The organism is Lentzea sp. NPDC058450 (genome assembly GCF_042721395.1).
Taxonomy (GTDB): Bacteria; Actinomycetota; Actinomycetes; order Mycobacteriales; family Pseudonocardiaceae; genus Lentzea.
Map to the genome: position 1 here is coordinate 159,227 of NZ_JBHXLO010000016.1, position 25,608 is coordinate 184,834.

The 25,608-nt window shown below is 69.5% G+C and carries 27 protein-coding genes and 1 tRNA gene; 14 read left to right on the plus strand and 14 right to left on the minus strand.

Going from position 1 to position 25,608, the window contains the following annotated elements:
* The first annotated feature begins 160 nt into the window (after positions 1-160).
* Together ACFWNN_RS24985 and ACFWNN_RS24990 are read left to right on the plus strand one after the other, a co-directional pair.
* Complete coding sequence (locus tag ACFWNN_RS24985; RefSeq protein ID WP_382442336.1) at positions 161-988, plus strand: SDR family NAD(P)-dependent oxidoreductase; 828 nt, start codon at positions 161-163, stop codon at positions 986-988.
* Positions 989-1,019: 31 nt separating this feature from the next.
* Positions 1,020-1,346: a hypothetical protein gene (locus ACFWNN_RS24990; RefSeq protein ID WP_285635835.1), complete on the plus strand. Its 327-nt coding sequence runs from the start codon at positions 1,020-1,022 to the stop codon at positions 1,344-1,346.
* Here the strand turns inward: ACFWNN_RS24990 and ACFWNN_RS24995 are convergent.
* Positions 1,330-2,151, minus strand: a complete 822-nt coding sequence (locus ACFWNN_RS24995; protein ID WP_382442337.1) for a serine hydrolase domain-containing protein — start codon at positions 2,149-2,151, stop codon at positions 1,330-1,332. The two genes, ACFWNN_RS24990 and ACFWNN_RS24995, sit on opposite strands and share 17 nt — an antisense overlap.
* Before the next feature lie 23 nt (positions 2,152-2,174).
* On the opposite strand from ACFWNN_RS24995, the gene ACFWNN_RS25000 reads away from it, so the two are divergent.
* Positions 2,175-3,086, plus strand: coding sequence for a ribonuclease Z (locus ACFWNN_RS25000; protein ID WP_382442338.1), 912 nt, complete (start codon positions 2,175-2,177; stop codon positions 3,084-3,086).
* Here ACFWNN_RS25000 and ACFWNN_RS25005 read toward each other — a convergent pair.
* Complete coding sequence (locus ACFWNN_RS25005; protein ID WP_382442339.1) at positions 3,031-3,888, minus strand: NAD-dependent epimerase/dehydratase family protein; 858 nt, start codon at positions 3,886-3,888, stop codon at positions 3,031-3,033. The two genes, ACFWNN_RS25000 and ACFWNN_RS25005, sit on opposite strands and share 56 nt — an antisense overlap.
* Before the next feature lie 66 nt (positions 3,889-3,954).
* Here ACFWNN_RS25005 and ACFWNN_RS25010 point away from each other — a divergent pair, with 66 nt between their 5' ends.
* Positions 3,955-4,164, plus strand: a complete 210-nt coding sequence (locus ACFWNN_RS25010) for a hypothetical protein (RefSeq protein WP_382442340.1) — start codon at positions 3,955-3,957, stop codon at positions 4,162-4,164.
* A 159-nt stretch (positions 4,165-4,323) separates the two neighbouring features.
* Here ACFWNN_RS25010 and ACFWNN_RS25015 read toward each other — a convergent pair whose 3' ends face one another.
* A complete protein-coding gene (locus tag ACFWNN_RS25015; protein ID WP_382442341.1) occupies positions 4,324-4,497 on the minus strand; it encodes a hypothetical protein in 174 nt (57 codons plus the stop codon).
* Here ACFWNN_RS25015 and ACFWNN_RS25020 point away from each other — a divergent pair.
* Positions 4,477-5,769, plus strand: coding sequence for a hypothetical protein (locus ACFWNN_RS25020; RefSeq protein WP_382442342.1), 1,293 nt, complete (start codon positions 4,477-4,479; stop codon positions 5,767-5,769). The two genes, ACFWNN_RS25015 and ACFWNN_RS25020, sit on opposite strands and share 21 nt — an antisense overlap.
* Before the next feature lie 6 nt (positions 5,770-5,775).
* Here the strand turns inward: ACFWNN_RS25020 and ACFWNN_RS25025 are convergent, their stop codons facing one another.
* The gene (locus tag ACFWNN_RS25025; protein WP_382442343.1) at positions 5,776-6,534 is read right to left on the minus strand and encodes a hypothetical protein; all 759 of its coding nucleotides are present in this window, start codon (positions 6,532-6,534) and stop codon (positions 5,776-5,778) included.
* Between the two features lie 62 nt (positions 6,535-6,596).
* Between ACFWNN_RS25025 and ACFWNN_RS25030 the strand changes: the two genes are divergently transcribed.
* A complete protein-coding gene (locus ACFWNN_RS25030; protein WP_382442344.1) occupies positions 6,597-7,802 on the plus strand; it encodes a DNA cytosine methyltransferase in 1,206 nt (401 codons plus the stop codon).
* A gap of 311 nt (positions 7,803-8,113) precedes the next feature.
* Positions 8,114-9,346, plus strand: coding sequence for a thioester domain-containing protein (locus ACFWNN_RS25035; protein ID WP_382442345.1), 1,233 nt, complete (start codon positions 8,114-8,116; stop codon positions 9,344-9,346).
* A gap of 87 nt (positions 9,347-9,433) precedes the next feature.
* On the opposite strand, the gene ACFWNN_RS25040 is transcribed toward ACFWNN_RS25035, so the two are convergent.
* Complete coding sequence (locus ACFWNN_RS25040) at positions 9,434-10,750, minus strand: BNR-4 repeat-containing protein (RefSeq protein ID WP_382442346.1); 1,317 nt, start codon at positions 10,748-10,750, stop codon at positions 9,434-9,436.
* A gap of 189 nt (positions 10,751-10,939) precedes the next feature.
* Here ACFWNN_RS25040 and ACFWNN_RS25045 point away from each other — a divergent pair, with 189 nt between their 5' ends.
* Both ACFWNN_RS25045 and ACFWNN_RS25050 read left to right on the plus strand, forming a co-directional pair.
* Positions 10,940-11,110 (plus strand): antitoxin, encoded by a 171-nt coding sequence (locus tag ACFWNN_RS25045; protein ID WP_382442347.1) that lies wholly within the window; start codon positions 10,940-10,942, stop codon positions 11,108-11,110.
* On the plus strand, positions 11,111-11,752 hold the full coding sequence (locus ACFWNN_RS25050; RefSeq protein WP_382442348.1) for a putative glycolipid-binding domain-containing protein: 642 nt from the start codon (positions 11,111-11,113) through the stop codon (positions 11,750-11,752).
* A 64-nt stretch (positions 11,753-11,816) separates the two neighbouring features.
* Here the strand turns inward: ACFWNN_RS25050 and ACFWNN_RS25055 are convergent, their stop codons facing one another.
* Complete coding sequence (locus ACFWNN_RS25055) at positions 11,817-13,922, minus strand: DPP IV N-terminal domain-containing protein (protein WP_382442349.1); 2,106 nt, start codon at positions 13,920-13,922, stop codon at positions 11,817-11,819.
* A 25-nt stretch (positions 13,923-13,947) separates the two neighbouring features.
* Positions 13,948-14,544, minus strand: a complete 597-nt coding sequence (locus ACFWNN_RS25060) for a DUF4097 family beta strand repeat-containing protein (RefSeq protein ID WP_382442350.1) — start codon at positions 14,542-14,544, stop codon at positions 13,948-13,950.
* A 188-nt stretch (positions 14,545-14,732) separates the two neighbouring features.
* On the opposite strand from ACFWNN_RS25060, the gene ACFWNN_RS25065 reads away from it, so the two are divergent.
* Positions 14,733-15,446, plus strand: a complete 714-nt coding sequence (locus tag ACFWNN_RS25065) for a helix-turn-helix domain-containing protein (RefSeq protein ID WP_382442351.1) — start codon at positions 14,733-14,735, stop codon at positions 15,444-15,446.
* Here the strand turns inward: ACFWNN_RS25065 and ACFWNN_RS25070 are convergent.
* The 5 genes from ACFWNN_RS25070 to ACFWNN_RS25090 form a co-directional block, all read right to left on the minus strand.
* On the minus strand, positions 15,443-16,627 hold the full coding sequence (locus ACFWNN_RS25070) for a thiolase family protein (RefSeq protein WP_382442352.1): 1,185 nt from the start codon (positions 16,625-16,627) through the stop codon (positions 15,443-15,445). The genes ACFWNN_RS25065 and ACFWNN_RS25070 overlap by 4 nt on opposite strands.
* A 181-nt stretch (positions 16,628-16,808) precedes the next feature.
* Entirely contained in the window at positions 16,809-18,533 is a 1,725-nt protein-coding gene (locus ACFWNN_RS25075; protein ID WP_382442353.1) for a hypothetical protein, read from the minus strand.
* Positions 18,534-18,552: 19 nt separating this feature from the next.
* Entirely contained in the window at positions 18,553-20,088 is a 1,536-nt protein-coding gene (locus tag ACFWNN_RS25080) for a hypothetical protein (protein ID WP_382442354.1), read from the minus strand.
* A gap of 9 nt (positions 20,089-20,097) precedes the next feature.
* Positions 20,098-21,048 carry a prephenate dehydrogenase gene (locus tag ACFWNN_RS25085; RefSeq protein ID WP_382442355.1) on the minus strand — a complete coding sequence of 317 codons (951 nt, stop codon included), beginning with the start codon at positions 21,046-21,048 and terminating at the stop codon, positions 20,098-20,100.
* Positions 21,049-21,070: 22 nt separating this feature from the next.
* The gene (locus tag ACFWNN_RS25090) at positions 21,071-22,276 is read right to left on the minus strand and encodes a M20 family metallopeptidase (RefSeq protein WP_382442356.1); all 1,206 of its coding nucleotides are present in this window, start codon (positions 22,274-22,276) and stop codon (positions 21,071-21,073) included.
* A 60-nt stretch (positions 22,277-22,336) separates the two neighbouring features.
* Here ACFWNN_RS25090 and ACFWNN_RS25095 point away from each other — a divergent pair, with 60 nt between their 5' ends.
* From ACFWNN_RS25095 to ACFWNN_RS25105, 3 genes are all read left to right on the plus strand, one after another.
* Positions 22,337-22,825 carry a tRNA adenosine deaminase-associated protein gene (locus ACFWNN_RS25095; RefSeq protein WP_382442357.1) on the plus strand — a complete coding sequence of 163 codons (489 nt, stop codon included), beginning with the start codon at positions 22,337-22,339 and terminating at the stop codon, positions 22,823-22,825.
* Between the two features lie 14 nt (positions 22,826-22,839).
* A complete protein-coding gene (locus ACFWNN_RS25100; RefSeq protein WP_382442378.1) occupies positions 22,840-23,271 on the plus strand; it encodes a nucleoside deaminase in 432 nt (143 codons plus the stop codon).
* Between the two features lie 32 nt (positions 23,272-23,303).
* Positions 23,304-23,388: transfer RNA gene (locus ACFWNN_RS25105), tRNA-Ser, on the plus strand.
* A gap of 43 nt (positions 23,389-23,431) precedes the next feature.
* On the opposite strand, the gene ACFWNN_RS25110 is transcribed toward ACFWNN_RS25105, so the two are convergent.
* Positions 23,432-24,214, minus strand: coding sequence for a maleylpyruvate isomerase family mycothiol-dependent enzyme (locus ACFWNN_RS25110; RefSeq protein ID WP_382442358.1), 783 nt, complete (start codon positions 24,212-24,214; stop codon positions 23,432-23,434).
* A 136-nt stretch (positions 24,215-24,350) separates the two neighbouring features.
* Between ACFWNN_RS25110 and ACFWNN_RS25115 the strand changes: the two genes are divergently transcribed.
* Positions 24,351-24,677: a hypothetical protein gene (locus ACFWNN_RS25115; protein ID WP_382442359.1), complete on the plus strand. Its 327-nt coding sequence runs from the start codon at positions 24,351-24,353 to the stop codon at positions 24,675-24,677.
* A gap of 48 nt (positions 24,678-24,725) precedes the next feature.
* Here the strand turns inward: ACFWNN_RS25115 and ACFWNN_RS25120 are convergent, their stop codons facing one another.
* Positions 24,726-25,496: a maleylpyruvate isomerase family mycothiol-dependent enzyme gene (locus ACFWNN_RS25120; RefSeq protein ID WP_382442360.1), complete on the minus strand. Its 771-nt coding sequence runs from the start codon at positions 25,494-25,496 to the stop codon at positions 24,726-24,728.
* Positions 25,497-25,608 lie beyond the last annotated feature (112 nt).

Consider the following 25,608-nt stretch of genomic DNA (forward strand, 5'->3'; position numbering starts at 1 on the left):
TACTGCGGACCAACCCGGACCGCAAACGATTCCACAGTGGTTGATCTGCGGAAACGCGGAGACAACCGGTCGTCGTGTCACGTACGCCGTTCGGCGCGGGCAGCCGCCGTTCGCAGATGGGAAGGACCGTTCGCGCCGCTGGAATCGCCATCATCGACGGATGGCGATTCTGGCGGGCAAGGCCGTGGTCATCACCGGCGCCGGGCAGGGGTTGGGGCGCGCGTTCGCCGCGCACGCCGCTGCCGCGGGCGCCGCGGTGGTGGTCAACGACGTCAACGAGCCGCTCGCCAGGCAGGTCGCCGACCTCATCACGATCATGGGCGGCAAGGCCGTCGTCAGCGCCGGTCCCGTGCAGGATCCCGACGTGGCCGAGGCCATGGTCGACACCTGCACCGCGGCGTTCGGCCGGATCGACGGGCTCGTCAACAACGCCGGCATCCGCCACCAGGCCGAGCTGGGCGAGGACGATCCACAACGGATCCGCGAACTGGTCGAGGTCAACGTCCTCGGCACGCTCTTCTGCACCAACGCGGCCGTCCGGAGCATGCGCGGCGGCTCGATCGTCAACCTCGGCTCGGTCGCGATGGTCGGCCAGCCGACCGCCATCGCCTACTCCGCGTCCAAAGGCGCCGTGGCGAGCATCACGGCCGGGGCGGCGGCGGAGCTGCACGACAAGGGCATCCGGGTCAACGCCGTGTGCCCGCTCGCCTGGACGCGGATGGCCGTGGCCGACACCAAGGCCACTCCGTGCGGTCCGCCCGAGACGATCGCGCCGCTGGTCACGTACCTGCTGAGCGACCGCGCGGCCAAGGTCACCGGTCAGCTCGTCCGGTTCGCGCACGGCAGGCTGCACGTCATGGGGCAGACCTCGCCGGTCGAGCCGGTCCTCGAACGCGAGGCCTGGGACGTCGACGACATCGCCGAGGCCTTCGAGAAGCAGCTCGAACCCGTGGACCCCGCCTGGGTCCGTTGGGGTGTCGGAAGGTGACGGACGCCTGATCAACAGGCAGAGTGGCGGCGTGGAGCAGCGGGAGATCATGCAGCGGGCGCTCGGCGTCCTCACGCTCACCTACGACGGCGCCGGCTCGAACGACTACCTGCGGATGGCGCTGAAGTCGTTGCAGGAGGGCGTGTTCAGCTACGAGGTCAAGGTCGACGGCGAGCTGAACGAGGCCGGCGCGCAGGCCCTCAAGCAGGCGATGGACCAGGTCCTGTCGCAGTTCGGCTGGTTCACCGCGGGCCTGCTCTACGCCTTCCACGGCGTCGCGCAGGCCTACGAGAACGACTACGAGGAAGCCGACGTGCAGGAGATCCTGCGCCAGCTCGCCCTCAGGCTCGCCGACTGACCAGCTCGGCGCGGACGCCGTCTGAGAACGGCGTCCAGGCCTCGATCGCCCACGGCCCGAACCGCAGGTCGGTCAGCGCGACGCAGGCCGCCGAGATCGTCGGGTCGACCCACAGGAACGTCCCGGACTGCCCGAAGTGACCGAAGGTCGAAGCCGAGAAGGAATTCCCCGTCCAGTGCGGTGACTTCGTGGCACGGATTTCGAAACCGAGACCCCAGTCGTTCGGCTTCTGCATTCCGTAACCGGGCAGCACGCCGTTCAGGTCGGGGAAGACGACCGAGGTCGCCGCCGCGACCAGCTCGACCGAGACCAGCTGCGGCGACAGCAGCTCGGCGGCGAACAACGCCAGGTCAGCGGCACTGGACTCGGCCCCGGCGCCGGCCGAGCCGACCAAGGCGGACGACTTCATCCCCAACGGCTCGAAAACAGCCTCGTGCAGATAAGTCGCGAACGGCATCTCGCACGCGTCGCTCACAAAAGACGCCAGCACGTCGAAACCGGCGTTCGAATAAATGCGCCGCGTGCCGGGAGCCGCCTGCACCTCGGCCTTGTCGAACGCGTACCCGGCGGTGTGCGAGATCAGGTGCCGGACGGTCGCGCCCTCGGGCCCCGCCGGCTGGTCCCACTCGACCGCGCCCTCCTCCACGGCCACCAGCACCGCGTACGAGGTCAGCAGCTTCGTCACCGACGCCAGCGGGAACACCCGCTGCTGGTCGCCCAGCGCGCCCACCACGCCGTCGGACGTCACCACGGCCACCGCGACGTTCTCGACAGGCCAAGTCGCCGCAACTTCCACGCTCCGCATGGGACAGACGCTAGCGTCAGGGGGTGACAGTCCGGGAACTGATCGTCCTGGGAACGGCCAGCCAGGTCCCGACCCGCCAGCGCAACCACAACGGCTACCTGCTCAGGTGGGACGGTGAGGGCTTCCTGTTCGACCCGGGAGACGGCAGCCAGCGCCAGCTCCTGAGGTCGGGCGCGGCGGCGAGCGACATCACCCGGATCTGCGTCACCCACTTCCACGGCGACCACTGCCTGGGCGTCCCCGGCATCGTGCAGCGGCTCAGCCTCGACCGCGTCCCGCACACCGTCCACGCCCACTTCCCGGCCTCGGGCGCGCACTTCTTCGAACGCCTCCGGTACGCCAGCGCGTTCTACGACGCCGCGGACATAAAGGAGGTCCCGGTCACCGACGACGGCGAGATCGCCAACGGGAAGTTCGGCAGGCTGGAGGCCTACGAGCTCGACCACGGCATCGACAGCTTCGGCTACCGCCTGGTCGAGCCGGACGGCCACCGGATGCTGCCCGAGAAGCTCAAGGAACACGGCATCGCGGGCCCCCAGGTGCGCACGCTGCAGCAGGAGGGCGAGTTCAACGGCGTCAAGCTCGCGGACGTCAGCGAACCCCGCAAGGGCCAGCGGTTCGCGTTCGTCATGGACACCCGGCTCTGCGACAACGTCTTCGAGCTCGCCGACAACGCCGACATGCTGGTGATCGAGTCGACCTACCTCGCCCGCGACACCAAGCTCGCCGGCGACCACGGCCACCTCACCGCCCAGCAGGCCGCCCGCGTCGCGCGGGACTGCCGCGTCCGCAAGCTCGTCCTCACGCACTTCAGCCAGCGCTACGAGGACCCTGCCGAGTTCCACGCCGAGGCCGCCGCCGAGTTCGACGGCGAGATCGTCATCGCGAAGGACCTCGACCGGATTCCGGTGCCGAAGCGAGCCACTGGTCCCTGACGATCTCCTCCAGCGACCCGAACCCGGGCTCCCAGCCCAACGCCCGCAGCCGCGACGTGTCCGCCCGCAGTGAGCGGACCTCGCCGGGGTGCGCGGGCTTCCACGTCACGTCCACGGCCCGGCCCGTCACCGCCTCGACGGCGTCCAGCACGTCCCGCACCGACGCCGCGGTCCCGCTGACGTTGTAGACCGACGACGTGCCCACCTCGCACGCCTCCAGCGCCACGACGAACGCGGCGGCGACGTCGCGCACGTGCACGAACTCGCGCACGGCCCCGCCGTCGCCGTAGACCTCCATCCCGGGCACGGTCCCGGCGGCGCACGCCACGGCCCGCGTGATCACCCGAGTGGTGTCCGTGTCACCACCTCCAGCGACGTTGAACAAACGGAGAGTGGTCGCCCCGATCTGTCCCGACCGCGCCGTCCACGCCACGAGGTCCTCGGCGGCGGCCTTCGACGCGGCGTACGGGGAGGAGGGTTCGAGGGGCGATTCCTCGGTCAGCACGGCTGCTGAGGGGCGGTACACCCCACCAGTCGAGGCGAACAGGAATCGTTGCCCCTTCAACACCTTCAGCATGTCGAGCGTGCCGCCGACGTTCGCCTCGTAGTACGAAACCGGGTCATGGAACGACTCCCTGACACGGGCCGCCGCGGCCAGGTGGATGACGGCGTCGACGCTCTCGACTTCGACTGGTTCCGCCAGGCGCCGACTCCCCGCAACAGGTTCATGACCGTGAACCCGCAGCTCACGAACTACCTCGCGGCCTACGTATCCCGTGGCGCCGGTCACCAGAACTCGCACGAGTTGACCCTAAAGGTCGACCCCGATCGCGCCGATAACACCCAAGTGAGTTACCCCCATCGCGCTGTGCACACGAGCATCGCCGGACTCCTGCACGATCACGCCGTGCACGAGTTCAAGCGGCAGGAGTTCCTGCGCAACGTGGCTGAGATCGTGGGAGCCGCACCCGCACCCCAGCCCGCAGAGCTCACGGCACCGCTGCCGTCGATCAACCCGAAGCGCAGCTTCCTCAACCGCGTTGACCAGGTCCTCCGGGACGCGGCACGCTCGCTCTGAGCAGCGAGATCATCAGCAGTTCGTCTTGAGCGCGGGCCTGCGCCGAAGGGCCCGCAGCAAGATTCATCCGGCCGTTGCCGGACCGTGCTTCGACACACATACCGGGTGGCTCTACGCTACGCGCTACCCGGCATTCGCCGGTCACGTCCTCCGCTTCTCTTAAGCGAGTTTTCGGCGATGAATCATGTCCTCTCCGCGCTCAACGCGCGTCTCGGCAAGTTGTTCGGTGACCGGCTGGTAGTGCTGGCCGGTGGTACCCGTCTGGCGAAGCGCGCGCAGGAACTCCATGCGCTCGGCGCTCGCCATACGCTCGTGCTCGATACCGACGATCACGCGCCGCTGCATGATTCGCAGATCGCCCGCTGGGTCTCGCTGGGCATCAAGGGCAGCCTCGTCGCGGTCGAGCAGCGCCGTCTCGGCAAGCTGCTGACCAAGCCGGGCGCCGAGGTGAAGGCGATCCTGCGCGACTTCGACGCGAAGAGCGAAGCGGTCGTGATCAGCACGCCCTACAACGAGATCAGCGAGTTCCAGGGCCGTCCCGTGCTCAACGCGCGGCAGCACGACTGGGTCGAGCTGGAGAACAAGACCACGATCGACGCGCTGTGGGACGAGCTGTCCGCTCGCCGCGCGCCCGCGATGGTGTTCGACCTCGACTTCGAACGCCTCTGGGGCGCGTCGGAGATCCTGGACCGCGGCGCCGGCGTCGTCTGGTCCGGTGACGGCCCCGCGATCAACGGCGGTGCCAACTTCGTGCGCCGCGTGCGGTCGTACGAGGAGGCCAAGGAAGCCTTCGACGTGCTCGCGCCCAAGTGCGACCAGGTCCGGGTCATGCCGTTCCTGGAAGGCATCCCGGTGAGCGTGCACGGCATCGTCTTCCCGGACGGCACCGCGGTGCTGCGCCCGATCGAGATGGTTGTGCCGCGCCGCCAGGGCCAGGCCAAGTTCCTCTACGCGGGCTGCGCGTCGTTCTACGACCCGCCCGTGTGGATCCGCGACGAGATGCGCAACCTGGCCCGCCGCGTCGGCGAGCACCTGCGCGGCACCGTCGGCTACCGCGGCACGTTCACGCTGGACGGCATCGCGACCGAGGACGGCTTCCTGCCGACCGAGATCAACACCCGCTACGGCGGCGCGATGGTGTGCTTCGAGGACGCCGTCCCGACCCTGCCGCTCGCGCTGGTCCAGGTCGCCCTCGTGGCCGGCTGGGACCTGGACATCTCCTCGATGGAGTTCGAGGAGCTCGTGCTCCAGGCCGCGGACAACCACCGCGCCGGTGCCGTGGGCGCCAACGTGCGGGCCGTGCAGCCGACCGAGGTCGACGAGCGCCGGGTGATCTTCACGGGCTGGGCGTGCCGCCTCGCGCACGCCGACGAGCCCGCGCACGCGACGCTGCGCCTGTCCCCGTCGCCGATCGGTGGTCGCCTCGACCTCGACCTGCACCGCGAGAACATGCCGGTGGGCGCTCCGGTGGCCGCGCTGACGGTGGCCGCGTTCGCGCTGGCCGACCAGGAGTGGGGGACGGGCCTCGGTGCCCTGGAGCCCGCCATCGCGGTCGAGGACGCCATGCCGGTGGAGGAGACCTTCGAAGAGGCCGTGATCGCCTAGGAAGGCCTACCAGGCGCCCTCGTCGCCGTACGCGGAGACGAGGGCGGACCGGTAGCCCAGCAGGGCGGCGGTGACCTCACGGGGCTGGTGCGCGGGCCGCACCAGCCCTTCGCCGAGCACCTTCGGCAGGTCCACGCCCAGTAACTCGGCTTCGTCCTTCAGCAGCGCCACGGCGATCTCCGCGGCGTCCGCGAGCATCTCCTCGTTGGGCAGCTCGACCATCTCGTTCATCAGCCCGACGACGAACTCCGGCAGCTTCTCCGGCACCGCGCAGGCGAGCGCGACGAGGCACGCGACCCGTTCCGACGCCAGCGCCTCGAAGATCTTCGGCGCGCCCTGGGCGACGGCGTGGCGGGTCTGCGTCAGCCAGTCCGGCGCGGTGCGCGGCAGCTCGCGGCCCAGCGCGTTCCAGCGGCGGTGCGTGCGCCGGCCGTCCTCGGTGAACCCCTTGCCCGCCAACGCCATGGCGGCCAGCAGGAAGATCACGCGGTCCCGCACGTCGCCGGTGACCTTGTAGGACGCCCCCAGTTCCACCAGGAACGGCACGGCGCAGAACGAGGCCTCCGACACGGTGTCGTCGGCGAGAAGCCTTTCCGCGAGCGATGAGAGCGCATCCAGGCGCACGTCCGCGTCGGCGTCCATCAGGGAGCGCAGCAACCGGGGCACGCGACCGGCGCCACCCCGGCCGTCGTAGACCTCGGTCCAGGAAATCCTGTCGAGGCCGCGCAACGGGTCGGGCCGTTGCCAGGCGCGCGGCAGCTCCATAGGCGGGAAAGGTACGGGATGGCACGGAAACCTCCTCGGCGCCTCGCCCGTACGATCTCGCCGTGTCCTTCTCGGTGGCCGACATCTTCTCCGGCGCGGGCGGCATGAGCTTCGGCTTCCACGCCCACCGCGACTTCCGGGTGGTCGGCGCCGCCGACGCGCAGATCGGCAAGCCGAGCTCGAAGCTCGGTTCGTTGCGCTGCAACGACACCTACCGCGTGAACATCGGCGTCGACCCGCTGGAGGTCGACCTCGGCAAGGTCTCGCCGTCGGCGTTGCGCGAGGTCTGGGGCCTCAAGCGCGGCGAGCTGGACGTGCTGCTGGCGTGCCCGCCGTGCTCGGGCTTCAGCCGGATCAGCTCGCTGAACCACCTGCGCGACGACCCGAGGAACTCGCTGGTCGGCCGGATCGCGGTGTACGCGCAGGAGTTGCGCCCCAAGGTCGTGCTGATGGAGAACGCCCGCGAGCTCGTCAAGGGCAAGCAGCGCCACCACTTCAACAGCCTCGCCGAAGAGCTCACCCGAATCGGGTACTCCGTCTGGGGCGGCACGCACATGCTCTCGAAGTTCGGCCTGCCGCAGCTGCGCGAGCGGACGCTGATGGTCGCGGTCGACGGCGGCCTACCGCTGCTGACCTTGGACGACCTGTGGGAGGGCCGGGTGATCCGGCCGTCCGCGACCACGGTCCGCCGGGCGATCGGCAAGCTGCCGCCGGTCGAGGCGGGCGTGGCCGACCTGGAAGACCCCATTCACGTCTCGCCGACCTTTTCCCAGGACCGCAGTCTCGAAAGAATGCGTGCGATTCCGGCGAACGGCGGATCGTGGGCTGATCTGCTCCGCTCACCCGAGACCGCCGAGTTGTTGAATCCGGCACAACGCAAGATCGTCGAACAGCAGAACTGGGGTTCCCACCCCGACGTCTACGGCCGGATGTGGTGGGACGAACCGGCCCGAACGATCAAAAGGGAATGCGGCCACGTCGGCAACGGGCGATATGCCCACCCCGTCCAGCACCGCCTGTGCACGGTCCGCGAGATGGCTCTCCTGCAGGGGTTTCCGCGCCAGTTCCGCTTCGACGTCTCGATTCTCGGGAACGCCTACCGGCACGTCGGCGATGCCGTTCCGCCACTCATCGCCTACCAGTTGGCCGGACTCACCCGCTGGATTCTCACCGGCGACCGCCCGGAGCCCCGCGAGATGTGCCTGCGCGGCACTTCGCTGCGTCCGGGTGACATTCGTCCCACCGAAGTCGCCGAATTGGTCGCGTAGTCGGTTGAACCGCTAACGGTGATCATCCGTAGCAGGTTGCACCAATAGGTAACTGTTCGGCAACGAATCTAACGTCACCTGACGGAATGAATGCATCGCAGCCCTATCCACTGTGGACACCCTGAGTATGTTTTGGCTGCTCACGCACAGTGGGTGATGCTCTCCTTACCTCACTCATACGTGTGTCACCCCATCGGCTAACGTCCCGGTCGCTTCCTGTCGGTTCTGTGTCGCTGTCGACGAGCCGACCGTCCCGACGGATGACTGACTTCCCGCCGCGTTCGGGCTAACTTCAGTGAGCAAGGAGACCCATGGCTTCCCGGTTCAGGATCGGCACCGCGCTGCTCGGCGCCACTGCTGCTCTGGCCTTCTCGGCCCTTCCCGCCAATGCCGAGGTTGTGATCATCCCGGACCGTGGTGACCAGCCCAAGGGCGAGCACGTCGCGCTGAAGCGCGGCGTCGGCAACCTTCCTGACCACGGCGAGAACTACCTCGACACCTCGGTCATCAAGCTGCGCATCAAGGACCAGGACGAGACGAAGGTCTACGCCTACTGCGTCGAGCTGCCGACCCCGCTCAAGGACGGCGACCACCTCCGCGAGGCGACGTGGGGCACGCACCCCAACAAGGACTCGAAGTTCCCGCAGAACGCGGGCAAGGTCCTCTGGATCCTGACGAACTCGTTCCCGGCTCTCTCGATGGACGACGTCAAGAAGAAGTGGGGCAGCCAGTTCTCGAAGGAGGAGACGATCGCGGCCACGCAGACCGCGATCTGGCACTTCACCGACGGCGCTGAGCTCGACACGAACGACGGCCGCAACAAGCAGGACGTCAAGGACCTGTACGCGAAGCTCGTCGAGCAGGCCGAGAAGAACGAGATCAAGGACCAGCCGAAGCCGACGCTCGAGATCGAGCCCGTCTCGCAGACCGGCAAGACCGGCGAGAAGATCGGCCCGTTCACGGTCACCACGACCGCGTCCGAGGTCAAGCTGACGGCGGACCTCCCCGAGGGCGTCACCATCACCGACGAGGCGGGCAACCCGCTGCAGGTGAAGAAGAAGGGTGACCAGCTCGCCGTTCAGGGCACCGGCGACAAGATCTCGAAGTTCTTCGTGAACGTCCCGGCCGACGCCAAGGACGGCGAGGCGAAGTTCAAGCTCTCCGCCGAGGCCACGCTGCAGGCCGGTCGCCTGTTCGTCGCGAAGGACAAGGCGTCGACCGGCGACGACGGCAAGGCCCAGTCGCTCGTCGTCGCGCAGCCGACCAAGGCCAAGGTCGAGAAGGAAGCCAAGGCGGACTGGAAGGCCGGCGTCGTGCCGCCCACCACGACCACCACCACGGCTACGACCACCACCACGACGACGGAGACCACCCCGCCGTCGACCACCTCCTCCACCCCGGCCAACCCGGCTCCGGGTGGCGGCGAGGACGACCTGGCCTCGACCGGTGCGTCCATCCTGTGGCCGCTGCTCGGCGGTCTGGTCCTCGTCGGCGCCGGTGTCGGTGCGCTGTTCGTGGTCCGTCGCAAGAAGGCCGGCGCCTGATAGGCAGCTAGCCCCCAAGACGAACGCCCCCTGGTTCCGCGCCGGAGCAGGGGGCGTTTGCCTTTCCTCAGAACGTCCTACAACGACTCACCAGCGGCTCTTGATACCCGCCACGGAGATGTCGCCGTCGGCGATCGCGGCGTCCCGGTCGGACGACGCACCGGAGAAGATCGCGCGGGCGGGATCGCGGAAGTTCTCCACGACCTCGACGCGCTGCACCGGCTTGGCCGTCGGGATCACGGCCTCCGGCGACCAGAAACGGCCCAGCCGCACCAGGTACGTGTTCACGTTCGGCTTGCCGTCCTCGGTGGCGTAGACGCGCCAGGTGAACAGGTCGACCTTCTCGACCTCACGGGTGCGCAGGCCCCGTGCGACCTCCTTGGTCTCCCACTTCCGGCCGTTCCAGACGGACAGGAAGTTGTGCAGCGGGCCCCCGGCCTCGTCGCCCATGAACCACAGCACGAACGGCTGCCCCAAGGTCGAGCCGACCTGCTGGATGTAGTCGGGCGACTTCACGTTGTTCGGCAGGGTCAGCGGGGTCTCCGCGATCTTCAGGTGCTTCTCCTGGTCGGCGTCGTCGATCTGGGTGCCCAGATCCTTGCCGGACGCCGCGTAGAAGTGCCGGTTCTGCGGGTCGAACCACGTGTAGTACATGTTGCGGTGGTAGCGGTCGTGCTTGTTGCCCTCGGGGCCACCGCCGGCGAGCGTGTACGCGATCAGCACGCGGCCGTTGTCCTCCTGGCGGAGCTGGCCGATGTAGATCTCGTTCATGTTGTCGGCGCGGGCCGTAGACCCGATCGCGAACCGGTCACCGGTCAGTTCCGTGGAGGTCTTCCACGTCTTGCCGTTGTCCTTCGACACCACGTAGAGCATCGGACGCGTGTCCGTCGGCGTGGTGCCGTCGAGGTCGCGGGTCGTCTCGCGGTAGAAGACGTAGATCGTGCCGTCACGCGTGACGAACGGCATCGGGTACGTGGCCGCGTTCTTGGAGAGCAGCGTCTCTTCCCAGACGCCGTCCGCCGAGTTGGGCTGGGGCGAACGGGACATGCGCAGCTCGACGTTGTGCATGCCGCGGAAGATGAGCAGGTGCCCGTCCTTGGCCTGGACCATGGTCGGGTAGTTGTGGGTGTCGTTCGCGCCGTCCGCGATGCGGTTCGGCGTGGACCACGTGGACTTGCGGTGGTCGTACGTCTGGACGTAGCTGTCTTCGTACCGGCCCGCCCAGGAGATGAACGTCTTGTTCACCTTCTTGTCGTAGACGCCGCCTGCGACCGGACGCCGGTCACTGCGGGCCGCGACGGACGTGGCCGTGGTCGTCACCGTGAACTTCGCGTTCCCCTGAACGTCGGCCGTGGCGTTGGCCGAGGAGACCGCGACGAGCGGCAACAGCAGTACTGCGGACATAACTCCACGCAGGAGTCGTGCCATCGAACATCCTCCTGGTTCTGACCGCGACGGCGGCCGACCCAGGCGGCGGTATCGACATCTTTGTTGTCACCGAGCCAACTTGTCCAGGCACAGTTAGCGTGATCGCGGGCTATCAACACGCGGGGCCTACTCGGGTACCCTGCGTCAGGAGTGAAGGAGCAGGACATGAACTTCGACGAGATCAAGAACAAGGCCATGGACCTCGCCGAGCAGAACCACGAGAAGGTCGACCAGGGCGTGGACGCCGCGGCGGACTTCATCGCAGGCAAGTTCGGTCACGAAGAGCAGGTCGACTCGGTTGCCGAGAAGATCAAGGACATCCTTCCAGGTGGATGAGTGAACTCCTTCAACGCCACTGACGCAGGGCGGGTCACCTCCACCGGAGAGACCCGCTCTCCTTCTGCCCGCAGGCCGGACATGATCACCTGGCAGGGCATCCACGAGCCGAGGCTGGAGCAGGTCCGCCTGCTCCTCTCCAGCGACCAGCGCCTCCGTGCGTCCGGCCGCCTGGTGGCCGCAGGCCCCGACGAGCAGTTCAACGCCTCCTTCGAGGTGTCGGTGGGTGAGAGCGGCCAGGTCAACAGGCTCCTGCTGCGCACCGCCACCGTCCTCGAAGAGCGCCAGTGCTCGCTGTCCCGCACCGAGGACGGCGCCTGGCTGGTCGACCACGGCCAGGGCAGCAAGCGCGAGACGTTCAACGGCGCGCTGGACGTCGACGTGCAGTTCGCCGTCCTGTTCAACGCGATCCCCATCAGGCGGTTGAACCTGCATCGCGAACCGGGCGAGCACGCCCTGTCCGTCGTGCGGGTGTCGCTGCCCGACCTGTCGGTCAAGGCCGTCACCCAGACGTACAAGACGGTGTCCGTGGGGGACGACGTCTCGGTGGTGCGGTTCAAGAGCGGCGGGTTCGAGCAGAACGTCAAGGTCGACCCCAACGGCCTGGTCCTCGAGTACCCGCTCATCTCGAAGCGGATCTGAGGCGGTCGCGACGCGCAACGCCGACCACGCGCACGAGGCGTGGCCGGCGTCGATGACGCGTTCGTCAGAGCATCTCTCCCAGGACCTCCGGGTCGATCACGATCGGCGCCGGCCGGTACTTCGGCGGCTCCACGCCCAGGAGCGCGCGGACCAGGAAGTCCCACGCCTTCGTGCGCACGTACGCCATCCGGTCGAGGAACAGGTGCTCCGACCCCGGCACGATCACCAGCTCGAACTCCTTGCCGGCCGCGATCAACGCGTCGGCCAGCCGCAGCGAGTGGTCCGGGTGCACGGTGTCGTCCAGTTCGCCGTGCACGAGCAGCAGTTCGCCCTCCAGCCGGTCCGCGATCTCCACGTTGGAAGCCCGCAGCCAGGCTTCCGGGTTGTCGGCGCCGTCCACGTTCTCGGCCCACCCGAGCCCGATGTACCGGGCGTCGTGCGACCCGGACAACGCGACGCCGGCCTTGTAGGTCGACGGGTGAGCGAGCATCGCGCGTCCCGCCGCGAAGCCGCCGCCGGAGTGGCCCATGACGCCCACACGTGCCAGATCCATCCACGGCCGTGATGCGGCCAGTTGCTCCAGCGCGACGACGTGGTCCTCCAGGCTGCCGGCAGAAGCAAGAGTGCTGCTTTCGAGGAATGCACGTGAACGTCCCGGCGTGCCGCGGCCGTCGAGGGCGACCACCACGAAGCCGAGTGCTGCCAACGGTTCCGCGTCCAGGCCCATGCCGCCGGGGTCGAAGCACGGGTCGACCCGCGTGACCTGCGGGCCGGGATAAACGCTGTCCACCACGGGATAGCTCGCGCCGGGATCGAAACCGGCAGGCTTGTAGAGCACGCCGTAGACGTCCGTGACGCCGTCGGCCGCCTTGACCCGGAAGCGTTCCGGCGCGGTCCATCCCGTTGCCACCAAACGGCTCACGTCCGCGGTCTCCAACGGCACCAGCACCGTGCCGTCCCACGAGCGCACGGTGATCACCGGCGGGGTGTCCACAGTGGACGCCGAGTCGACGAAGCACGAGCCGTCCGGCGAGACCGTGACGACGTGGTCCAGTGAGTCGTCGGTGACGATCCGGAACCCGGTCCCGTCCAGCCCGACCTGGCACACCGTCCGCCGGTACGGGTCCTCCGCCACCAGACCGGAGGCCACGAACGAGACGGTCCGGGAGGTCTCGTCGACGTGCAGGATCTCGCGGACCAGCCAGGAACCCGACGTGACCTGGCCCAGCAGCTCACCGGTGTGCAGCGAGTAGCGGTACAGGTGGCCCCAGCCGTCGCGCTGCGAGAACCACAGCACCTCGTCGGCGAGCACCCGGACGAGCGGCAAGCCGTACATGAACTGGTTGGGGCCGACGCGCACCGAGTCGGTTTCGCTGACCACGACCCGCACCTCGCCCGACACCGCGTCCATCCGGTTCAGGGTCAGCGTGCGCTGGTCACGGGGCCGCGACAGGAAGTAGACGGCGGTGCTGTCCGCCGACCACCACGCCCAGCCCGCCATGATCGGCGAGAACTCCGGCATCAGCAGCGGGTCGCACTGGGCGAAGACGGACGTGCCGGCCTCGATGTCGAACACCACCAGCGAGGCCAGCGGCATCGAGGGGTCGCCGGGGTAGGCGTAGTGCTGGACGTGGGACACGGGCGCGCCGCCGTCGGCCGGGCGCGACTCCAGCAGCACGGTCTGCCGTACGGAGCGCTGGTCGGTGCGGTGGGCGAGGACCTTCGACGAGTCGGGGGACCAGGCGACGGCCGGGGGCATGTGCGGCATGCCGAACTTCCGCATCAACGTGCCGTAGCTCATGGCGTCCGGGCCGTAGCCGTAACCGAAACCGGGAACGCCGTCGGTGGTCAGCGCCCACGTGCGGTCGTCCGAGCGTGCCTGCAGGTCGTGGCCGGAACGCGAGACCGCGACCTTGCCGTCCGGTGAGGTGACCTCCAGCGGGTTGCCTGGGGCCGCGAGGAACGGCATCGGGTCGAAGCCGGGGGTGCGGGTGCCGGCGGCCGGGTCGACCACCACGAACTCGCGGTCGGCGCCGTCGCGGACCTGGTACCAGAAGCGGCCGCCATCGATCCACTGTGGACGGACACGGTCACCGACGACGAGCTCGCCGGGAGCGGCCGGGCGGCGGAGGAGTTGTTCTGCGGCTTGATAACGGGCGTCGGTGATCACGGAAGTCTCCCCAGTGAAGGAATGGTCAGAGGCTGCGGGCGGTGATGTCGCCGTACGACGTGGTGGCGCGGATGGTGATGACGTCCGTGCCGTCGTTGCGCAGCGAGTTGGTGATGCGGCCGTACGAGGTGCCGGCGTCGAGCGAGGCCGACAGCGGCGAGCCGACGGTGATGTCGCCCTTCAGGGTGTTGATCTCAGCGGAGCCGGTGAGCCGGCCGATCGTGACGTCACCAGCCTGCGTGGACACCCGCACGGCGGCGGCCTCGTCGATCCTGATGTCGCTCTGCGCCGCTTCGAACGCGATGTCGCCGAGCCGGCCGACGCCGCGGAACTCGGCGCTCGCGGCCTTGGCCTCGACCCGGGAACCGGCGGGCAGCTGGACGGTCACCTCGACGGCGCCGGACGAGCCGAGCAGCTTGCCCGCCTCGCCGTTGATCCGCAGCACGCCGTCGGCGAACGAGACCTGGACCTTCGAGGCGGCTCGGACGTCACGACTGTGTGCGGTGTTCAGGGGCAGGACCTCGACGGCGGTGTCGGCGCGGTCCGCGGCGATGAACTGGACCCGGCCGGCGGGGATGTCGAGGAGGGCGGCGATGGGGGCGGGGGTGGCGAAGGTCTGCATCTCGGGCTCCTGTGGCTCGTTGTTTCCGATGTGCAAAAAGCTACGTTGCGTTTCCAGATCTCGGCAACATGTTCGTTGCGACGAGGAAGCATCTGTGCAGTTCAAAGCCGCAGTTTCGTTGCAACCGGCTGTAGATCTAATGCAACGAGCGTTGCAATGAAGTTCGGATGAACGCTATGCTGGAGCGCATGCCAGGAGGTCGACTCACCCAGCAGGAACGCCGCCAGATCGCGATCGGGCTCGCGGACGGTCTCGCCTACGCGGAGATCGCGCGCGGCCTCGACCGGCCGACGTCGACGATCACGCGCGAGGTCATGCGCAACGGCGGCCCGGCCGGGTACAAGGCCGACATCGCCCACCTCGCCACCGAACGCCGCGCCCAGCGCCGCAAGCAGGCGACGCCGCGCCGAAGCCAGGCGCCGCAACGCGCCGACGGCCGCGACCCTGAAGCCGTGCGGGCGTTCGAGGACGTGTTCGCGGGCATCTTCATCGGCCAGGGCCTGCCGAAGATGCCGGCGAAGACCCTCGCGAGCCTCTACGCCACCGACGAGGGCAGCCTCACCGCGTCGGAACTGGTGGCACACCTGCAGGTCAGCCCCGCGTCGGTGTCGAAAGCCGTGGCGTACCTGGAAAGTCAGGGCCTGATCGGCCGCGTGCGCGACGAACGCCGCCGCGAGCGGTACGTCGTCGACGAGGGCGACATCTGGTACCAGTCGATGATCGCGAGCGCCGCCGGCACCACGACGCTCGCCGAGGCCGCGCGCCACGGCGTGAGCAGCCTCGGGCCGGGCACCCAGGCCGCGACGCGACTGGAGAACATCGCGCGGTTCCTGGACTTCGTGAGCGAGAGCATCGTGCGGGCCGCCGAACAGGCCCGCGACATCCTGCACCCCAAGAACTAGACGCGTACCGCCACGGCCACGCCCTGCCCGACGCCCACGCAGGCCGCCGCGATCCCGATGCCGCCACCCCGCGCCCGCAGGTGGCGGCACACGTCGACGATCACCCGCGGCATCGACGCGCCGAGCGGGTGGCCATAAGCGATCGCGCCGCCGTGCACGTTCACCTTCTCCTTGTCGATCTCGGGAAGGTGGTGCACGACCGACAACGCCATCGCCGCGAACGCCTCGTTGATCTCCCACAACGCGACGTCCGAAGCCTCGATGTGCAGGCGCTTCACCAGCTTCCGGATCGCCGACACGGGCGCGACCGTGAACCGTTGCGGCTCCTCGCCGGTGGTCGCCGACCCGAGCACCTCGCCCAGCGGCTCGACCCCGAGCTCCGACGCGATCGCCTCCGTGCCGAGCAGCGCGGCCACCGCGCCGTCGTTCAGCGGCGACGCGTTGCCGGCCGTCACCGACCCGTTCTCGGAGAACGCGGGCTTGAGCTTCGCGAGCTTCTCGACGCTGGTGTCCGCGCGGACGTTCTCGTCGCGCCGGATCGCCGTCCCGTCCGGCAGCTGCACGGGAAACGCGAACCCCTCGTGCACACCGGCACCCCACGCCGCCGCCGCACGCCGGTGCGAGCGCAACGCGAAGTTGTCCATCTGCTCGCGCGTGATCCCGAGCTCCACAGCCACGTTCTCGGCGGCCAGCCCCAACGGCACGGTGTAGTGCTTGGGCATGCGCGGGTTCACGAACCGCCAGCCCAGCGCCGTCGACACGGTCTCCATGCGGTCGGGGAACGTCTTGTCCGGCCGGGCCGTCACGAACGGCGCCCGCGACATCCCCTCGACGCCACCGGCGACGATCAGGTCGGCGTCCCCGGTGATCAACGCCCGCGCGCCCTGGATGATCGACTCACCACCCGACGCGCACAGCCGGTTCAGCGTCACGCCCGGCACGGAGACCGGCAGCCCCGCCAGCAACGCGGCCATGCGGGCGACGTTGCGGTTGTCCTCGCCGGCCCCGTTCGCGTCCCCCAGCAGCACGTCGTCGATGCGCGCCAGGTCGAGCGACGGATAGCGGCGCAGCAGGTCGACGATGGGCAGCGCCGCGAGGTCGTCCACGCGGATGCCGGAGAGACCTCCCCGGTACTTGCCGAACGGCGTGCGGGCGGCGTCGATGATGAGTGCGCGAGCCATAGACCCATCTTGGAGCAGGAGTGCTGCGGCCCGAAATTTGGCGAGCCAGTTCACGCTCAGCAGGGCGGCTCGCGATACCGCCCCCACGCCCCCATACGACTCCGGTATGAGGGCGTGGGGGCGGCACCGCGATCCACCCGTCTGACCGCGAACTGACCCGGCAAATTTCGGGCCGCAGCACTCAGGGCTTCAGCAAAAAGGGAACGTACCCCGTTTCCGGATGCACCTCTGAATCGGTGCTGAACGCCTTGACCTCGATGGCGTGTGCCCCCGCGGTCATGGCCGTGGCGTTGAGAGAAATTCGCCACCGGCCCGCGGCGGACGGTCCGTCGGCGGTCGTCGGCACCGTCGCGATGTGGTTGCCGTCGAGCCTGATCTCGAACCCGGCGAGGCCCGCGACGGCCGCGTCCAGGGCGGCGATCCGCACCTCCAGCACCACGCGGCCGCGGTTGAACGCGGCGCCGTTCTCGACGGGCTGGCCGCTCGCGTCCAGGACCTCGGGCACGGGGTCGGCCAGCGTCGGCTTGGCGTCGACCAGCGGCGTGCCGGGCTGGCGTTGCGGGGTGGGTTTCGAGCCGGTCAGCTCGACGTCGGTGTGCGTGATCTGGATGCGTTCCTGCGTCTCCAGCTGGACGTTCACGTTGTCGGTGAAGGCCTCTTTGGGCAGGTCGGCGACGGCGGGGTACTCCGCGCCGGGCTTCCACGGCGTGCCCTCGACGGCCGGGCGCAGCGGCACCGCGATGCCGTTGACCTTGATCGACGTCAGCGGTTCGCTCTCCCTCGACGGGATCATCGCGATGCGCAGCTGACCCGCGGTGACGTCCGGGAGCGGGTGCGGGCTGGTGGCGGCGGGACCGTCCACGCGCACCTGCGGCGTCGGGCCCGTGGGCGGGACGTCGACCTTGGCGGTGCGGTAGCCGATCAGGTCGATGCCGGCCCGGATCCGGTCGCCCGCCAGCGCCGCGATGCCGACCAGGGCCGTCGCCTCACGCCACTGCGGCACGAACGGCGAGGTGGCGACGACCTCGCCGTTGCGCAGGACCCTGGTGCCCTCAGAGGTCAGCGCGATCTCCCACAGCACGCTCACGCCCGGCACGGCGGGCGGGATCGCCTTGACCGCGGTGCCGTCCGGGGTGAGCTCGACGATCGAGTTGCCGGAGTTGTCGGTCGAGACCGTGGCGCGGACGGTGTTCGGCGGCACCGGATCGCCCTGGACGCTGACCGGGCCCGGCACGAGGTCGAGCAGCAGCTTGCCGCCGGTGCCGGGCGCGTCGGTCTCGACGGCCAGCCTGCTCTCGCCGTCGGAGGAGCGGACGAACGGCGTGCGCGAGCGGAGCGTGACGGCACGGGTCCCGCAGCTGCTGCTGATGATCAGCCGCTTGCTGTCCTCGCCGTCGCCCGAGGTCGCGCGGGCGCAGTCGGTGCGCTTGGAGAGCCTCCACCGCTGGAGGTCGGGTTCGTCGGTCGCGTCGAAGCGGTCGGCGTAGGTGTACTCGGTGCGGTCCGCCTGCGGGCTCGCGGTGGCCTTCGCGGGCTGGGAGCGCTGACCGAACTCGTCCACCGCGCGGATCTCGACGTCGACGGGCCGGTCGTTCTCCAGGCCGTTCAGCTGAGTGCCGGGCCTGGTGACGAGCTTGACCCCGCCCGCCCAGCGCACCTCGTACGCGGGTGCCTCACCGGTCCAGGCGAGCCGCAGCCGGTGGTTGCCGGGGTCGGCCTTGACGTTCACCGGCGTGCTCGGCCTCGTCTGCGGGCCGGGGACCAGCACCTGGTCGGCGACGAACGGCTTGAGCTTCGTCGGCGGGGGAGGTGCGGACGGCAAGCCGTCACTCCCGCCGGTGTCGCGGAGCACGATCACGCCCGCCACCAGCGCGATGCCCACGACGGCGAAGGCCACCCGCTTCATAGCGGTCACGCTAAGGCGTTCACCCCAGCTCGAACACGGTTTCCGCGATAACGGGTTCGCCACCGTCCGCCGGAAGGACGCTGAGCTTGAGCCGAGCGCTCGACCGGGCGGGCAACGCGTCCGCGTCGAGCCAGAACTCGTGCCTGCCGGGAACGCCCTGACCCTGTTCGTTCGTGGGCAGCGCGACGATCCGCCTGCCGTCGAGTTCGAGCTCGATACCGCGGTGGCCGATGGCGTTGACTTCGGCCGTGACGAGCACACGGCCGTTGCGCGGCAACGGTTGTGGCGGCTTGGTGCCGTCCTCGTGCATGACGTGCAGTCGTGGCCCGCCGGTCTTGATGCCCGCGGGCCGGTCCGTGAGGCGGGGGAGCGCGCCGGGGCGGCTCTCGGGCTTGCGGATGACCACGAGCTGGGCGTTCTGCTCGGCCTGGATCCTGCGGTTCGCGAGCGGCAGGTCGGTGACGTTGTTGTTCGACACCAGCTTCGCGGCGACCGCGTCCAGCGGCAGTTCGACGGCCTGGGTGAGGGGGAGGACCTCGGTGGGCACAACGCGTTCGGGCACGCCGCCCACGCCGAACGCGTCCAGGAACCCGCCGCCGTCGATGCGGACCCTCGGGTGCACCAGCCGTTCCCTGATCGCGACGGGCTCGTAGGCGACGACGACGCCGTCGCGCAGCGCCACCACGGCGTCCGGCAGCACCCGCATCTCCCAGCGGTGCCGGACGCCCGCGACGAGCCCGGTCATGGGGGCGTCGCCGAGGGTGACCTGCTTGCCGGTGCGGGGGAGTTCGGGGTCGGCGATGATCCGCGTGCCCTGTGTGGTGATGTCGAGGCTGACCGCGCCCTTCGGCTGCGCGTCCGTCTCTTTGAGGTACTGGTAGGGGTCGGGCAGCAGGGTCAGCCTGACGTGGCTCGACTCGACCGCGCCCGCGACGCTGATGATCGCCCGGCCGGTCGCGCCGTCCGCCGCCGGCACCCCGAACCGGAGGGGCGTGTTGGACTGGAACGCCGCCATCGGGCAGTCGACGTCGATGCGCTTCGCCGTGCCGAACGGCCGCAGCCCGAGGCACTCGGACTCCGCCTCCACCCGCCACTTGCGGGGGTCGAGCGCCTCCGGCCCGTCGAACCGGTCCGTCTGGCCGACCAGCAGGTCGTCCCACTTGTCGTCGTAGACGTCCTTGGGCTTCGCGGCGATCCGGAGCGGCTCACTGCGCTTGCCCGTCGCGCTGACCGCGCGGATCTCGACCTGCGTCTCCTCGTCGGGGTTCAGGCCGGCGAGCTCCACCTCGGGCGTCGGCACGAGCTGCTCGTTGCCGTTCCAGCGCACCTCGTAGGCCGACGCGGACCCGTTCCACGCGATCTGCAGCGCGTCGGCGTCCAACGCCTGAGCCCGCGCGTTGGCGGGCCTGGTCGGCTCCTGCGACGCCACGACCTCGACGCCGTCAGCGACTTCCTTCTTCAGCGTGTCCGGCGCGTCCCCGCTCCGAAGTGCCACGACGGCACCCACGACGAGCGCGAGACCACCGAGCCCACCGGCGAGCGTCCGTCGATCCACTCGGCGACCCTACGACGTTTCCGCGTGGGCGGTGCTGCCGTTCAGCCCAACCACCCGTCCACCCCGGGACCCGAGATTCCGCAGCGCGGCGAGCGCGCCGGGCTTGGTCAGGTCGATCGTGATGGGCGTCCTGGCCGGCTGCTCGACCAGCGCGTTCCTGCCTTCGTGCCCGGCCTCGATCGTCTTGGCGAGGCCCCCGGTGGACGCCAGCGAGCCGCGCGCCGCCCCGAGCCTGCCGAGCGCGTCGTCCACCGCCATCAGCAGCGCGTCCCGGTTCCCCTCGCACATCGCCCGGACGAGCTCGGGCCGGCTGCCCGCAACCCGCGTCCCGTCCCCGAAGCTCCCGGCTGCGAGTGCCATCGCGAGCGGCCCGCCGTCGGCCCCGACCGCGGCGAGGATCGCGGCCATGATGTGCGGCAGGTGACTGATCCGCGCAACGGCCTCGTCGTGCTCCTCCGGCGTCGTGGGCACCACGTGCGCCCCGAGATCGAGCGCGAGCTGCACGACGTCGTTGAGGTGGTCGTCTGCTTCTTCCGGGGTGACGACCCACGCGGCGTTGCGGAAGAGGTCCGCCGTGCCCGCGTCCCACCCGCTCCTGCTGGTGCCGGCCATGGGGTGCCCGCCGACGAACCTCGTGTCGGGCGCGTACCGGTGCACGGCGTCGTGCACGGGCCCCTTGACGCTCGTGACGTCGGTGAGCCTCGTGCCTTGGGGAACCTTCCGCAGCAGGTCAGGCAGTGCGGGCAGCGGCACCGCGAGAACGACCAGCGCCTCGGGGTCACGGCCGAGGGCCTCGTCCACCGAGACGATGTCGAAGCCCTCAGCCCGTGCCTTCTCCGCGTCCTCTTTGCTCGCCGTCGCACCCCACACCGTGCGCCCGGCAGCCTTGGCGGCCCGCAGCACGGAGCCGCCGATCAGTCCCAGTCCGATCACGCACACGTCTCGCACGGCGCCCATCATTCCGTGCGACGCGTACCTGCTCCTATCGGAGGGCGTCCAGCGCGAACGCCGCGTACATCGCCACCCCGTGCTCCATCGCGGCCTCGTCGAACAGCACGCGGTTCGAGTGGTTCGGCGCCGCGTCGTCCAGCTCGACCCCGCGCGGGCAGGCCCCGAGGAACGCCAACGCCCCCGGCACCCGCTGCAACACGTACGAGAAGTCCTCGGCCCCCATCAGCGGGTCGGCCATCGGCTCACTCCACGAAGCACCCATGGCCGTCGCCGCCAGGTCGACGACGTGCGCGCCCACGACGTCGTCGTTCACCGTCACCGGATACCCCGGCACGATGCTGACCTCGGCGTGGCACCCGTAGGCGGCGGCGGTGTGCTTCACGGCCTGCTTGAGTTCGCGGTGCACCAAGGCGCGCGTCTCCTCGGACAGCGTGCGGATCGTGCCGTCGAGCGTGGCCACCTCGGGGATGATGTTCGTGGTCGTGCCGGCGTTGATCTGCGCGACCGTCACGACGGCGGGCTGGTGCACGCTCACCCGGCGGCCGAGCATCGTCTGGATCGCCCCGACCATCGCGGCGGCGGCGGGGATCGGGTCCAGGGCGTTGTGCGGCATGGCGCCGTGGCCGCCGCGGCCCTTCACGTGCACGTGGAACGTGTCGGCGGACGCCATCATCGGGCCCGGCCGGCAGGTGACGACGCCCGACTTCATGGTCGAGGTGATGTGGAGCGCGAACGCCTTCTCCACGCCGTCGTCGAGCAGGCCCTCCTCGATCATGTACCGGGCGCCGTGGTGGCCCTCCTCGCCCGGCTGGAACATGAAGAGCACTCGGCCTTTCAGCGCGTCGCGCCGGTCCGCCAGCAGACGGGCGGAGGAGGCCAGCATCGCCACGTGGGTGTCGTGGCCGCAGGCGTGCATGGCGCCGTCCACTTCGGACGCGAACGGCAGGCCGGTCTCCTCCTGCAGCGGCAGGCCGTCCATGTCGCCGCGCAGCAGCACCGTCGGTCCCGGCTGGTCGCCTTCGAGCACGGCCACGACCGAGGTCGTCGACTCGCCCTTCGTGACCTTGAGCGGCAGACCGTCCAACGCGTGCAGGATCGCCGCCTGCGTCTTCGGGTTCTGGAGCCCCTGCTCGGGGTGTTTGTGGATCTGCCTTCGCAGCGCCACCGTGCGGGGCTGGAGCGAACGAGCCCCTTCGAGCAGTCCGGCGAGACGGGGGTCCGGCGTAGTTGTGCTCATCTACCGATGGTGCCACCACCTCGGCTACCGGGAAGGTCGTCTGGGCCCTACGGTGTGCACATGACACAGCAGGAGCCGGTCAACGGCTTCGCGGTCGCGGTGGTCCGGGAGGACGGCCGCTGGCGGTGCAGCAGGATGGACAGCTCCGCGCTGTCGGAGCTGGACGCGGCGATCACGGAGCTGCGCCAACTGAGGTCGACCGGGGCCGTGTTCGGGCTCCTCGCCGTCGACGACGAGTTCTTCATCATCCTCCGCCCCGTGCCGGGAGGCGTGGCGCTGCTGCTGTCCGACGCGGCCGCCGCCCTCGACTACGACATCGCGGCGGACGTCCTCGACCTCCTGCGCGTCGAACCTCCCGACGAGGAGGACAACGACATCTGGCCGGAGGGCGACCTGGGCATCGTCGCGGACCTCGGCATGCCGTCGCACGAACTCCAGATCATCGTCGACGAGGTCGACCTCTACCCGGACGAGCAGCTCCAGATGATCGCCCAGCGCATCGGCTTCATCGACGAGTTCACGAAGCTGCTCGACACGATCCAAGCGTGATCTCCTCAGAAGCCATGATCAGGGCCGCCCTCAAGGCGGCAGCGGCGTCCGGCACCGACGTCCCGATCGGTGCCGTCGTCTTCGCCCCGGACGGCACCGTCCTCGCCGAGGCCTGCAACGCCCGCGAGGCCCTCGGCGACCCGACCGCCCACGCCGAGATCCTCGCCCTGCGCGAAGCGGCTCAGAAGCACGGCGACGGCTGGCGCCTGGACGGCTGCACCCTCGCCGTGACCCTCGAACCCTGCACGATGTGCGCCGGCGCCCTCGTCCTCGCCCGTGTTTCGCGTCTCGTCTTCGGCGCGTGGGAGCCCAAAACAGGCGCGGTGGCCTCCCTTTGGGACGTCGTGCGCGACCGCAGGCTCAACCACCGGCCCGAGGTCGAGGGCGGCGTGCTCGAGCAGGAGTGCGCTGACCTGCTCGAACGCTTCTTCCGGACCCAGCGTTAAACCGCCTTGGACGGCTGTGTATTGTTCTTATCGGTGGCGTGTCCGAGCGGCCGAAGGAGCACGCCTCGAAAGCGTGTGAGGTGCAAGCCTCCGTGGGTTCAAATCCCACCGCCACCGCTGACGAAGGGCCCCGGAGCAATCCGGGGCCCTTCTTGCATCTTCAGAACCTCGCCGCCTCGATGAACTCGCGCAGCAGCTGCTTGTCGCCGGTCACCTCGCTCTTCGCCGGCCGCCGCCGTCCGTACAGCATCAGCACTAGATCGGCGATCGGCGCCCGCACGTACACCGAGCACCTCATCTCGACGTCCCGCCGCCCCATCGGCACGTCCCCGCTCAGGTCGACGGTCCACCGCGACGACGCCGAGGTGTAGTCGGTCGCGAAGAACCGCAGCCTGTGTCCCTGCCCCAGCAACGATCCGAGGGCGGGACGGCGTGCGTGGATGATCGGCAGGAGAATCAGCATCCACTCGTACATCGCGTCCCACGCCACGTCCCGGTCGATCTCGAACGGCAGCCCGAGCGCGTGGAACGCGTCGTACCGGTGCACCCACGTCTCGTGCGCCATCCGCCGCGACCAGAAGCGGTGGCTGGGCTCGCCGGGCACGAACACCGCCACGTCGTCGGGGATCCCTCCGAGCATCGCCTTCTCGAAGAGCTCGACGCCCTCCATCAGCCACGGCCCCAGTTCGGCGGCCGACTCGCCCGCGAACCCGTCGACCGAGTGCGCCCGGCTGAGCGACTTGTCCGCGGTGGGGTGGCGCTCTCTGACCACCTGCTCGATCCACCTGTGCGCGAACCCGAGGTGGCGCAGCAGCTGGTTCAGCGTCCAACCGGGGCAGGTCGGCACCGGCACGCTCAGATCGACGTCGTCCAGAGCCGAGACCAGCAACGACGTCTCCTCGACCGCCGTCGTCAGCCTCCGCTGGTAGCTCAACATCCCCATGGTCGAAAACGTACGTGGTTCACGTACTTGATCACTGTCTGAGAGCTACCTGTCGACGACGCACAAAACGTTGATACTTCAACCTTCGCTCGGTAGAGGTGTTCGTGGGCGCACCACGTCTACGAAGGAGCGAAGGATGCGCAATGCGTTGACCCGCACCGCGATCGGCCTCGCGGCTGCCGCGGCACTCGTCGGAACGGCGGCCATGCCCGCGGCCGCCACGCCCGGCGACCCGGAGACCGGGCTCTCGTTCTACGTCTACAAGGAGTGGAAGTTCGTCGCGAACTTCCCGCAGCCCGACACCGGGTGTCATCTGGTGCCGGCCGGGGCGGACCTGCTCGTCGGCTGGAGCGGTCTGGAGAACGTCCGCGCCTACTCCACGCCTGACTGCACCGGGCAGTACTCGTCGCTCGGCACGCTGCGCAGCGTCGTCCCGGGCTACGTCTCCTTCCGCACCGAGTAGCGGTGACGGCGGGCCCGCGCCGAAGAAGGTGCGGGCCCGTCCGCGAGGTCAGAACCTCACGCGGTCCAGCATCAGGTCCAGCAGGCCTGAGTCCCCGAACACCTCCAGCCCCTCGAGCGATCGTCGGCGGTACACGGCCAGCACGAGGTCGACGACGGGGCCGCGCACGGCCACCGACGCCTTGGCGTGCCCCTCCGTCACGACTGGCGTGGAGCCCGTGAGATCGATCACGAACTCCGCCTCCACGTCCGTCGCGTGCAGGTGCACGGTGCCGGTGCCCGCGAGGGGCGCCGTCTCCTCGGGCCAGCGCGAGAAGGCGTACGGCAGCGCGAGGCCGGTCCACTCGCGCAGGGTGTCCTGGGCGAGATCGACGTCCAGCGTGAACGGCACGCCCAGGGCGTTGCACACGTCCCACCTGTGGATCACGGTCTCGTGCGTCATCCGGCGCGACCACACGCGCGGGCCGGGATGGCCGCCCAGCGGCGCGATCATCTCGTCCGGGTCGACGGACCTCAGCACCTCGGCGAGCAGCGCCGCGCCCTCCCGCAGCCACGGGATCAGCACGGTCGGCGACTCACCCACATACGACGACAGGAGTTGCGCGCCGTTGCGGGAGAAGTCGATCTCCGGCAACCTGTCGCGCAGCATCGAGTCGGCCCAGCGGTGGGCGTGACCCACGTGGCGGAGCAGTTGGTTGAGCGTCCAGTCCGGAGCGGACGGGACCTGGATGCCCAGGTCAGCGTCGTCCAGGGACGCGACCAGTAGTTCGGTTTGGTTGACGATCTCGGCGCAGCGGCGCTCGTAGCTCGGAATCCCCACACGCCCAAATGTAGGGACGCCGGCCGGTGCCTGGGAGGGGCCCACTGGCCGGCGTTCCGAAATCGAGCATACACCATGATCGAACACTTGTTCGAGTGATGTTTGATGGGCC